Annotated in this window: 12 protein-coding genes, 1 tRNA gene and 1 pseudogene; 11 read left to right on the top strand and 3 right to left on the bottom strand. The window is 44.1% G+C overall.

Features of this window, described 5'->3' with window-relative positions; genetic code table 11:
* Positions 1-13: 13 nt before the first annotated feature.
* Positions 14-205: pseudogene (locus EL341_RS09705) on the bottom strand (IS3 family transposase); the annotation flags it as partial.
* A gap of 19 nt (positions 206-224) precedes the next feature.
* Between EL341_RS09705 and EL341_RS09700 the strand changes: the two are divergent.
* Genes EL341_RS09700 through EL341_RS09690 form a run of 3 tightly spaced genes read left to right on the top strand, consistent with a single transcriptional unit; the run spans position 225 to position 3,672 of the window.
* Positions 225-2,345, top strand: a complete 2,121-nt coding sequence (locus tag EL341_RS09700; RefSeq protein ID WP_331852642.1) for a hemagglutinin repeat-containing protein — start codon at positions 225-227, stop codon at positions 2,343-2,345.
* Between the two features lie 15 nt (positions 2,346-2,360).
* Complete coding sequence (locus EL341_RS09695) at positions 2,361-3,425, top strand: VENN motif pre-toxin domain-containing protein (protein ID WP_126467661.1); 1,065 nt, start codon at positions 2,361-2,363, stop codon at positions 3,423-3,425.
* 7 nt (positions 3,426-3,432) lie between these two features.
* The gene (locus EL341_RS09690; RefSeq protein WP_074822197.1) at positions 3,433-3,672 is read left to right on the top strand and encodes a hypothetical protein; all 240 of its coding nucleotides are present in this window, start codon (positions 3,433-3,435) and stop codon (positions 3,670-3,672) included.
* A 95-nt stretch (positions 3,673-3,767) separates the two neighbouring features.
* Here the strand turns inward: EL341_RS09690 and EL341_RS17845 are convergent, their stop codons facing one another.
* Positions 3,768-3,869 (bottom strand): SymE family type I addiction module toxin, encoded by a 102-nt coding sequence (locus tag EL341_RS17845; RefSeq protein ID WP_456300120.1) that lies wholly within the window; start codon positions 3,867-3,869, stop codon positions 3,768-3,770.
* Positions 3,870-3,939: 70 nt separating this feature from the next.
* On the opposite strand from EL341_RS17845, the gene EL341_RS09680 reads away from it, so the two are divergent.
* From EL341_RS09680 to EL341_RS09665, 4 genes are all read left to right on the top strand, one after another.
* Complete coding sequence (locus tag EL341_RS09680; protein ID WP_074822200.1) at positions 3,940-4,470, top strand: hypothetical protein; 531 nt, start codon at positions 3,940-3,942, stop codon at positions 4,468-4,470.
* Between the two features lie 34 nt (positions 4,471-4,504).
* Positions 4,505-5,068, top strand: a complete 564-nt coding sequence (locus EL341_RS09675; RefSeq protein ID WP_126467659.1) for a hypothetical protein — start codon at positions 4,505-4,507, stop codon at positions 5,066-5,068.
* A gap of 420 nt (positions 5,069-5,488) precedes the next feature.
* Positions 5,489-5,854 (top strand): hypothetical protein, encoded by a 366-nt coding sequence (locus EL341_RS09670; protein WP_074822206.1) that lies wholly within the window; start codon positions 5,489-5,491, stop codon positions 5,852-5,854.
* Between the two features lie 77 nt (positions 5,855-5,931).
* Positions 5,932-6,285, top strand: coding sequence for a hypothetical protein (locus tag EL341_RS09665; RefSeq protein WP_083399659.1), 354 nt, complete (start codon positions 5,932-5,934; stop codon positions 6,283-6,285).
* An 82-nt stretch (positions 6,286-6,367) separates the two neighbouring features.
* Here the strand turns inward: EL341_RS09665 and EL341_RS09660 are convergent.
* Positions 6,368-6,455 (bottom strand) — tRNA-Ser (locus tag EL341_RS09660).
* Between the two features lie 173 nt (positions 6,456-6,628).
* Between EL341_RS09660 and EL341_RS09655 the strand changes: the two genes are divergently transcribed.
* The 4 genes from EL341_RS09655 (at position 6,629) to EL341_RS09640 (ending at position 10,386) form a co-directional block, all read left to right on the top strand.
* Positions 6,629-7,225 carry an NAD(P)-dependent oxidoreductase gene (locus EL341_RS09655; RefSeq protein WP_074822209.1) on the top strand — a complete coding sequence of 199 codons (597 nt, stop codon included), beginning with the start codon at positions 6,629-6,631 and terminating at the stop codon, positions 7,223-7,225.
* 110 nt (positions 7,226-7,335) lie between these two features.
* Positions 7,336-8,073: a phosphatase gene (locus EL341_RS09650; protein WP_074822214.1), complete on the top strand. Its 738-nt coding sequence runs from the start codon at positions 7,336-7,338 to the stop codon at positions 8,071-8,073.
* Between the two features lie 57 nt (positions 8,074-8,130).
* Positions 8,131-9,801, top strand: a complete 1,671-nt coding sequence (locus EL341_RS09645; RefSeq protein WP_074822219.1) for a DUF4139 domain-containing protein — start codon at positions 8,131-8,133, stop codon at positions 9,799-9,801.
* Positions 9,802-9,822: 21 nt separating this feature from the next.
* Positions 9,823-10,386 (top strand): TorD/DmsD family molecular chaperone, encoded by a 564-nt coding sequence (locus tag EL341_RS09640; RefSeq protein WP_074822223.1) that lies wholly within the window; start codon positions 9,823-9,825, stop codon positions 10,384-10,386.
* The last annotated feature ends 27 nt before the right edge of the window (positions 10,387-10,413 follow it).

Raw genomic sequence — 10,413 nt, 5'->3', positions numbered from 1 at the left:
TGGACGGTTTATATCAGGCGAATATCTGGACCTGTGTTCGGTATTCTACCGGACTCAGGCCTTTTAGTTTCTGTTTTATTCTTTCATAGTTGTAATAGTTGATATATTCATTGATAGCAGAGCGTAACTCGCTGATATTTTTGTGCTCCTCCAGATACGGGCACTTCGATTTTAACATTCCAAAGAAGCTTTCTATTACTGCATTTACTGGTGATGTTGCGCTGGTGGCGGGTAATGACGTAACCGCTAAAGCCGCGAATGTGCAGTCGGGCGGTCATTTACAGGTTAGCGCTGGCAACAATATTCATATCCTTGCCGGGGAGTCTACCGTTACGCTGGACGAGAAAAGCAAAACCACGGGTACCAGCGGCGGTGGGGGGACTAAAGTCACCGATATCAGAATCATTAACCTCGACCATAAAAATGCCGAAGCCAGCAGTCTGAGCGGTGACTCGGTCAGTATGAGTGCCGGTAACGATATGCTGATCCACGGTAGTCAGGTTATCGGCACTCATGATGTTGCGCTGAAGGCCGGTAACAATCTAACTATTACCGCGGCGGAAGAAACCACTAACGATAAATTCCTTACTCAACAGACGCGCTCCGGCTTAATGAGCAGCGGCGGTATCGGCTTTACTGTTGGCACCCTTGATGAGAAATCGACCCAGAAGGTGCAGAGTACCAGCCATTTAGGCAGTACGGTTGGCAGTACGCAGGGTAATGTTTCTCTGGTTGCTGGTAATGATCTGTCGGTGAAAGGTTCGGATGTGATTGCCCAACAGGATATCAGTATGGTGGGTAATAATGTTTCGATTGAGTCGGTGGAGAATCAAACCCGTATTGAGGATATTTACGAGCGGAAACAAACCGGGGTAACGGTTGTGCTTTCAGGTGCGGCCGGCAGTGCATTAAATGCCGCGGTGACCGAGGCGAAAAAAGCGCAGGATTCACAAGACAGTCAGGTTAAAGCATTACAAGAGATCAAAGCAGCGCTGTCTGCGGTACAGGCGATGCAGGCCACGATGATGAATGCGCCGGAGAATGATGGTTATGTGGGTATCAGCATCTCCGGTGGAACCCAGATCACGAAATCTGAAACCAATACCGAGATCCGTGCAGCGCAGGGTTCTTCCATTGCCGCCGGTAATAATTTATCGATAACGGCCACTGGCTCTGGAGAGAAAGGCGTGGACGGCGATATCTTTATTAAAGGTAGCGCGATCAATGCCGGTAAGGATCTCTCCTTAGATGCCAATCGGGATGTGACGGTGATGGCGGCGGCCAATACCCAGAAAACCGACAGTGAAAGCAAGAGTTATGGCGGTAATGCCGGGATAAGTTTTGGTTGGGGCGGCGGTAAGAACGGTATCCGTCTTTTTGCTGATGCGAATTTCACCCAGAGCAATATGAATGCCGATGGGCTTTACTGGACTGAAAGCCAACTCAACGCCGGTAATAATCTGTCAATCACCAGTGGTCGGGATACCAGTCTGATTGGTGCTCAGGCTAAAGGGGATTCGGTCACGATGGATGTCGGGCGCGACCTGACCCTGAAATCGTTGCAGGATACCGATGATTTTAGCTATGAAAGCGTTTCTTTAAATATCAGCGGTAGCTATGGCTCTGGCTTTGATGCCAGTCTCGGCCTGAGCATGGATAAAATGGACAGCACCTGGTCCAGCGTGCAGGAGCAGACCGGTATTTTTGCCGGCAAGGGCGGCTATGATATTACCGTTGGCGGCCATACACAGTTGGACGGCGCGGTGCTGGCCTCGGAAGCGGCGGCGGATAAAAATAGTCTGGATACCGGCACGTTAGGCTGGAGCGATATCAAGAATAAAGCGGAATATGACGTTAGCCACGTATCGATTAGCGTAGGTTCCGGTGGTGGTGCACCGATGGGCGTGCCGGGAGTACCGGGCATGCCGATTGTGGTGGCCTACGGCGATAAAGATTCCAGCACCACTCATGCGGCGATATCGGAAGGCAAGATGACTATCCGTGATAAAGATAAGCAGCAACAGGATGTGGCGACGATAAGCCGCGATACCGATAATGCCGCCAATGCGTTGGATAAGATTTTTGACCGTGAGAAAGAGCAAAACCGGTTGGAGGCGATCAATATTGCCGGGCAGATTGGTCAGCAGGTAACGGATATTGCCAGTAATGTGGGTAAGATTAAGGCGGAGAAAGAGGCTAAAGAAGGTGCGAGTGATTTAGCCCAACAGATAGCGAATGACCCTGTTTCAGTTGAAAAGGTGCATGAAAAGCTAGCCAAAGACGATATTACCAACCCGACTAACGAACAGCTTAATGATGCGATTTACAATGTGGCTTATAGCTAAATTTATGAATCGGAGATGAAAAAGTACGGTACCGGTAGTGATTTGCAGCAGGCTATACAGTCGGCGAATGCGGCGCTACAGGGGGTTATCGGTGGTAATATTGGCGCGGCTGCCGCAGGAGCTTCGGCACCGTATTTAGCGCAAGCGGTGAAGAATCTGGCAGACCAGAATTTCCCAATAGATAAAGAGCATCCGAATAATGCAAATCTGATAGCGAAAGTGATCGGTCATGCTATCGTTGGTGCTGTGGTTGCTCAAACCTCTGGAAATGATGCATTATCCGGAGCATTGGGGGGATCTAGTGGTGAACTTATTGCGATGACGATAGCAAAAGAACGTTTTGGTAAGGAGCCTGAAGATCTTACTGAAGCTGAACGTCAGTTTATTGTTAATATAACGGCGATTGCATCGGGTGTTGCGACAGGAATTATCACTGATAGTACAGCTGGTGCGGCAACCGGTGCGGCGGCTGGGAAGAATGCGGCGGAGAATAATGCGCTATGCAGTACGGTCACTTGCCTGAATAACCCGCTTGATCTCAGTAAACCTGTTATGGGCGGGATGGTTGGTGCTGCTGGCGGTGCTGCCCTTGGTGATGCGATATCGGATGCCCTGAAAGATGACGATGACAAAGCAGCACAGCCAAACGTTGGTAAGGATCTGACGGGTGCTGAAAAAGCTGAGTTGGGTGGGACAGGTTCAGGTACGCCTGGCGGTTGGGGGCCTCAGGATGAGGAGAATGCAAGAAATAATGAGTCTAATAAATTCGATCAATTCAAAAAAGATGACTTAGTAGAAGCAGCGGAAAAGCCAATTAATAATCAAGGGATGTCCGCAGCAGCAAGAGCATGGGAAAAGCATGCAGGTCGTCCAGGGGGTGTTTTTGAACCTCTGAAAGGAAACCCAGCACAGAAAAATGAAGCTGCTAGTCGATTTGTAAATGAGGTTTTAAATAACAAAGGTACTATAAAAACAGATCTATCAAGAGGTGGTGTTGAGTATCGTCTTCCTGATGGAAGAGGTATTCGATATAACGCTGATGGTTCTTTTTCTGGTTTCTTAGATCCTAAGAGGTTTTAATATTAGAATGAATGGCGACTTTGAAATAGATTTCTTTAGTGACTCTAAGTATGAAGAGCTTACGGTAGAAATCTCATATAAAAATCAAATCCTGTGTCAAATGAACAAAGATAAAGGGGGGGATAATATTGAAATTGAGTTCTTTACTGACTTGAGAGTATTATCCGAACAAGTTGAAATGAAATTTTCATTAAACGATTTTTTTGATGTGTTGAGAGAAGCGAAAAAGGGTTTAATAGAGTCTTAGTATAAATCCCGGCTTTTCAAGCCGGGATTTTGCTTTTTAACCCTAAAACGGAGACGCAGCCCTTATCACCAACTGCCCATGTTCGCTGGTAATCGTCACCGACTGGCCGGAGGTAAACCGAGCTGCTCCAGCCATTTACCCTTAATGGTAAGCTGTGGACTCGGGTTACCTCTACCACCATTGGGTGTGTAACCCACGGTGTAATGGCGGGGCTGTGGTGGTTTTATTGTAAGGTTGCTCTATATCTTTATTAAAAGGAAATTATTAATGTTTAAATATTACTATTTCAAAATAGTCTTACTATTATTGTCTCTTTTTTTGAGCGGTTGTATAGTAAATGTAAATCCACTTGAGGATTATACTGGTCATGATATGGCAATGATTAGGGTGAAAAATTATTATTTACCCTTAAGTATAATTAGATATCAGAAAATAGGTTCATGCATACAGAGGCTTGAACGTAATTCATTAACCGCAGGTATAAATATATTAGGTATAAAGTCTACATATAATAAAAAAATTGTTGGTATGCCCCCATCCCCTGTTACATCACAATTAAAACGCTCTGATGTTATGGAGTATACAATTAAAGCAGATCAACCAGTTATGATAACATATGAAAAGAATGTAGGGGGGAGGGAAATCTCAAGTACTAATTCCTTTATACCACAATCTGGTCACAGTTATGAGATATTTACTGTGGGTATTACCGATAATATAATAGTTACCGATATTACGCAGGGTAAAGATGATCAGCCAGCTAAATGGGACTGGGACTTAAAGGGATGCGAATATTAAAATATTCTTTAAATAATATAAAAATGGAATACATGTGAAAAATTTTATTAAATTAAGTAAATTCATTATTGTTTGTGCACTTACATTTCAGTTAGCCGGATGTCTTACCGTAATTAAAAAAGTTGATAAAGTTTTAACCTTTCGTAACTATGAATTATATGAAAGTAATGTGGAATGTTCGATGTTTGATTCTAATGATAATGTTAGAATTAGTTTCACTCAGGGAAAGTTAGATGTCAGGGTAGCAGACAATAATCAATGGCTTCAGTTTGGTAGAGAAACTGGTTCTACTTTTTTTCCACTTAAAAAAATATCCATAACTGAATTCAATAAAGATATTGAACCATTTAAAGCATTTATTCGATGGGCTAATAAAACTTATCAGGAACGAGAGGAAACTAAATTATCTATAAATGAACTTCCATATGGATACATCGTAGTTAATGAGACCAATACCCTGGAGCCTTTGCTTATTTTTGGTGGGAAAGCGGATTTATTTTACCCTCCAAAATTGATGGCATTAAATAAAGAGAATGTTTTAAGAATATTAGTAACCTCTTATAGTATTAAAAATAACATTAATACTGGTAGTGATTAGAATAGATAGTTAAATGGTTAGTAAATTGGAAAGGATTTTATTCTAATGGTTTTTTAAATTCTATGTAACTAAGTTCACCTATATATATCCCGATCAGTTAAGCTGGCCGGGATATATAAAAATTCTGTTGTCCCTAATATTACCCCCCCACTCAATAAAGCGTTGTCAATATATCTACTCTTTGCCCTTCATTTACCACACACCACGCAAAATTGCATTTTACCTGATTGCTATTAAATTTCAGTTGGTTAGCTTGCGCAGAAGGTTTTCAGATAAAAATAGAGATGAAATCAGAGTCAAAATTAACTCTATGCCGAGTCGGTTGTTTTGTCGCTTCTTTTGGCCGATTGACTCTGATAAGACTCTATTTTGTTGTTGTATGGTAATCCGGCTCCGAAAAATGGGCTTGGACAACTAGATATGTATTCTTCATCTTTATACCACTATGTGAAATCTAGAGATGAAGTAGAAAGATACATTCAGAACGATTTGATTGAATCCGGGCATTATAGTGATACTAATTTATCAGCAAATAAAGGATTCTATATATATCAAGCTATAGAGGGAAGTAACCCAGGGCAAGATTACCCAATTGGCCATAAGGGGAAAACTAAAATGGGAGACTATTTTAGGTATTTAATGCCAACAGTATATGCCTCGATTGAAGACTTTCCAGAAGAACTTCGCTATGGAATAGCCGTTTCTGATACTGTTGACTTTATGGTTGATAGACTATTTGATAACGATAAGATAAATGAATATTTTACAAGAATGAGCGAAAGTTAAATATAAACTTCCAGCCTAAAGTTTGGCGTTACAAGAAAATAATGATTTATTGAAACTATTTCTAAGGATGGTAAAAAATGATATTCATTGAATCATGCCCAGATGATATTGAGTTACTTTCATTTTTTGAAAGTGAACCAACATTTGCCAGTGTTGCCGATCACCACTTTGCTTATGAAGCTACAGATAGCAATGGTGTTCATTTGATTTTTTCGTTTCATTGTTTAGAAGGGTGGATTCAAGCTGTCTTGGAGCTTAACGAATGTAAAATATCAAGTCGTCTTAGTGAGGGCGTCAAGAGTTTTCAAATTAAAGAGGAAATAAATGGTGAGTATCTATATTCAGAAATTTTGACAGCAGATACACAAACCGAAGTCGAAATTAGGTTAAAACCATTTATCTCTGTTAAGTGGAATACCCTAATGCGATGATTTGAAAATAAAATCTCGATATAGATATAGATACCAAAAAACAAAAAAGCCCGAACCGAAGTTCGAGCTTTCTCTTAAAATATGGCGGTGAGGGAGGGATTCGAACCCTCGATACGTTGCCGTATACACACTTTCCAGGCGTGCTCCTTCAGCCACTCGGACACCTCACCAAATTTTGGTTTCAACGTAATCGTGATTACACTGGAACGGGCGCTACTATAGGGAGAAGGTGATGTGTGGTCAAGCATAAATTCATGTTCTTAATCTATTTGGTTAAGCTATCAGCAAAATGCCGCTTAAGTATGCGGACTGAATCCGTTAGATTAGCGATAACGCTATTCGAATGGATGAGTATCAAGCACTACAGGAACAACGTCGTTGGCAATCACTTGAACCCCACAGTTATGAAAACTTTGTGATTGGCATAATGGGATTAGGCGTTCTCGGCAGTAAAGTCGCTCAGCGGCTGGCATCGTTTGGTTTCTCGGTGAAAGGCTGGAGCCGTAGCAAAAAAGAGATTGCCGGGATAGCGACTTATAGCCAGCAACAATTTGCCGATTTTCTACAACAAACCCGAGTTATTGTGAATTTATTACCCAGTACGCCCGATACTCAAGGTATACTAAATAAGACGCTGTTCGCGCAATTGAAACAGGGCGCTTACCTGATTAACGTGGCTCTTGGAGAGCATCTGGTGGAGGAAGATCTACTGGAAGCGTTGGACTCTGGCCAACTTAAGGCCGCAACGCTGGATGTGTTTCTTCAGGAGCCGCTGTCAAAGCAACATGTGTTCTGGCAGCGACCAGAGATAACCGTAACGCCGCACATTTCTGCCATAACCTTACCGCAGGTGGCGATGGAGCAAATTTGCCGCCAATTGAAGGCATTTCAGGCCGGTGAGGCGATAAGCGGCGTGGTAAACGTGGCCAGAGGTTATTGATTGAAGGGGGAAGCCCCGATACTGCTTTACTGTTCAGACCGAGGCGAATATATCGGCCTGATAACCGATTAGAAATATTTTACCGTTAAGAAACAGAAAGGAAGTCCGCTATGTACCCGGTTGATTTACACGCCCATACCGTTGCCAGTACCCATGCTTATAGCACCGTCAGCGATTATTTTGCCATTGCAAAAGAGAAGGGAATTAAACTGTTCGCCATTACCGATCACGGTCCGGATATGGTTGATGCACCGCACCGTTGGCATTTCCAGAATATGGCGGTCATCCCGCGTATGGTGGATGGTGTTGGCCTTCTGTACGGTATTGAAGCAAATATTAAAAACCTACAGGGTGAAACGGATTGCTATCCAGATATCGATCGGCGTTTAGACCTGGTGATTGCCGGTTTTCATGAGCCGGTGATGCCGTCTCAGGGGCTTGAGGGCAATACCCAGGCGATGATTGCGACCATTGCCAGTGGAAAAGTGCAGATGATTAGCCATCCGGGCAACCCGAAATTCCCCATTGATATCGCTGCGGTTGCTGCTGCTGCGGCTAAACACAATGTAGCGCTGGAAATTAATAACTCATCGTTTCTTCATTCGCGCACCGGTAGTGCGAAAAATTGTATTGAAGTGGCTAAAGCAGTACGCGATGCCGGCGGTTGGGTAGCGTTGGGGTCAGATTCACACGTAGCCTATGCGCTGGGTGGATTTGAAAAGTCGATAGAAGTGCTTGAGTTGGTTGGCTTTCCTCAAGAGCGAGTTTTAAACGTTACGCCACGTCGGGTGCTCGATTTTCTGGAATCCCATGGTCGGCCGCCGATTGCTGAGTTTGCTTCACTGTAGTGAACAGTGATAACTCGAATCGCTTAACTAATTCCATTGATGTTCAAGGATAAATTGATGACAGCTTTTTACTCTCGCCGTTTTAGCATTTCACTATTGTCTGCCTCTTTGGCTCTGGCTTGCCCTGCATTAGCCTATGCGGATTCGCTGACGGAAAAGGTTCGACTGAATGACGTCACCGTGTTTATCCGCGGTGCAGAACTGTTTAACAGCGGCAAAGTTTCGCTGCCGGCGGGGGAGAGCGAAGTCGTTTTTACCAATATCGCCAGTGGGTTAAATGAACAAAGTTTAATGATCGAAGCGGATAACGGGGTAGTAGTACAGTCTTCAGGCGTACGGCGTGACTACCTGAGTGAAAATTTATCGCCGGAAGTTGAATCACTCAAAAAACAGATTGAATCTGAGGTTCGTGCACAGAGCAAATTAAACGTTCAGCGTGAAGTGATTCAGGCTCAGTTGGCGATACTGGAAAGCAACCGTGCACTTGGTGGTGAAAAAGAGGGTGCTTCCGTCGAGCAGGTTAACCAGATGCTGCAACTGGTGAATAATAAAATGAGTGAAGTGCTGCTGACCGATATCGATTTACGGGAACAGCTAGCTGAAATTGATAAAAATATTGAGAAACTAAATAAACAGCTGGCTGAAGCGCAGCAGAAAAGCGGTCAGGCGGTGAATCAGGTGGTGGTGAAGTTCTATTCGCCAAAAGCGGTCACCAGTGATATTAAACTGTCTTACGTGATTCGTGATGCGGGCTGGGTACCCACCTATGATGTTCGGGTCGACAATATTACCCAACCGGTGAAGCTAAGCTATAAAGCTAACGTTTTTCAAAATAGCGGTATTAACTGGGATAAAGTCAATTTAACCTTGTCGACAGGTAACCCAAGTGAAGGGGCGCAGGCACCTCGATTGATGCCTTGGTATATTGATCTGAATAAACAGCCGCTGCTTTCTGTATCGAAAATGAAAAACGATGTTATGGAGGTATCCGCTCCGGCTCCCTCTAGCGCATTAATGGGAGCCGGAGCGGATGGTAATTTTGCTGAAGTCGCTGGGCTTGAACAGCGGAAGAAAGTATCTAAGCCTCTATCTGACTATGTGGTCACTGATGTCGGTGGCGTGAATACCCGTTTTAGCATCACCTTACCGTATAATATCGCTGCCGATGGCAAAGGGCATTCGGTAATGATTAAGCAGGTCGATGTTCAGGGGGATTATCGCTATGTGGTGGTGCCTAAGTTGGAACAGGATGCTTTCTTGCAGGTACAGCTGAAAGCATGGGAAAATTTGAACTTACTGCCGGGTAAATCCAATATTTTCTTTGAGGGTTCCTATGTTGGGCAGGGATACATTGATACCCGACATATCAAAGATACGCTGGATCTCTCTTTAGGTCGTGATAAGAAGATTCTGGTTAATCGAGAAAATGCTAAACTCACCACCGCCAAAGCCGAGTTTTTCGGTAATTCGGTCAATCAACAATATTCCTATACTATGGACGTCAGGAATACCCGTAAGGAGCCGATTAAGCTCGTGGTATTAGACCAAATACCAATGAGCCGTAACGCGTCTGTAACGGTAGATAGTGTGCAGTATGACGGTGCCAGCTATAACAAAGACACGGGCGAAGTGCAGTGGTTGCTGGATTTAGCGCCAAATGAATTACGTAAATTAAGCTTATCCTATACGGTAAAATCGCCGAAGGATGAGCGTGTAGTCGGTTTATAACTAAGTTAACAGGTTAATTTGATGAATGAGTTTTCTATTGTCTGCCGTATTTTAGGCTCGCTGTTTTACCGCGCCCCGCAGGATACGGTATTGGATCCACTGTTTGCTTTATTGACGGAAGGTAAATTAAAGCAACACTGGCCGCTGGAACAGGACGACTTGCTTCAGCGTATGGGGCAGGATGTGGATCGTCAGGTATTGGCGGCAGACTATCAGGCAATGTTTAGTGCAGATGGCAGCGTTTCTCCTTACGGTAGCGATTATGAAGGGGCGGGAGAGAGTGCTACTCGCGCATTTCTTACCCAGTGTGGTATGCCGCTCACCGAGGCGCCAGCGGATCATTTTGGCCTGCTGTTATTAGCCGCTTCTTGGATTGAGGATAATGCTCTGGAGTCTGATGAAGTCTTAGCGCAAATTGCCCTGTTTGACGACTATTTACTCCCTTGGTGTGGGAGTTTCCTAGGAAAAGTAGAAGCCCACGCGACTGGCGCATTCTACCGCACTTTATCTATGGTCACGCGCGAGGCTCTACAGGCAATGCGTGATGAGCTGGCAGAGGTCTCCTCTGATACAGAACATGAGTGAGAAAGGAATGACCATAGTGAGTGATGA

The organism is Pragia fontium (assembly GCF_900638655.1).
Taxonomy (GTDB): Bacteria; Pseudomonadota; Gammaproteobacteria; order Enterobacterales; family Enterobacteriaceae; genus Pragia; species Pragia fontium.
This window is presented reverse-complemented; position numbering and strand designations above follow the sequence as displayed.

What these genes read in the sequence shown, in the direction of transcription:
- EL341_RS09680 (WP_074822200.1), top strand. Translation starts at nt 3,940, where the DNA reads ATGTTTAAATATTACTATTTCAAAATAGTCTTACTATTATTGTCTCTT.
- EL341_RS09655 (WP_074822209.1), top strand. Translation starts at nt 6,629, where the DNA reads ATGGATGAGTATCAAGCACTACAGGAACAACGTCGTTGGCAATCACTT.
- EL341_RS09690 (WP_074822197.1), top strand. Translation starts at nt 3,433, where the DNA reads ATGAATGGCGACTTTGAAATAGATTTCTTTAGTGACTCTAAGTATGAA.
- EL341_RS09640 (WP_074822223.1), top strand. Translation starts at nt 9,823, where the DNA reads ATGAATGAGTTTTCTATTGTCTGCCGTATTTTAGGCTCGCTGTTTTAC.
- EL341_RS09645 (WP_074822219.1), top strand. Translation starts at nt 8,131, where the DNA reads ATGACAGCTTTTTACTCTCGCCGTTTTAGCATTTCACTATTGTCTGCC.
- EL341_RS09650 (WP_074822214.1), top strand. Translation starts at nt 7,336, where the DNA reads ATGTACCCGGTTGATTTACACGCCCATACCGTTGCCAGTACCCATGCT.
- EL341_RS09695 (WP_126467661.1), top strand. Translation starts at nt 2,361, where the DNA reads ATGAAAAAGTACGGTACCGGTAGTGATTTGCAGCAGGCTATACAGTCG.
- EL341_RS09665 (WP_083399659.1), top strand. Translation starts at nt 5,932, where the DNA reads ATGATATTCATTGAATCATGCCCAGATGATATTGAGTTACTTTCATTT.
- EL341_RS09670 (WP_074822206.1), top strand. Translation starts at nt 5,489, where the DNA reads ATGTATTCTTCATCTTTATACCACTATGTGAAATCTAGAGATGAAGTA.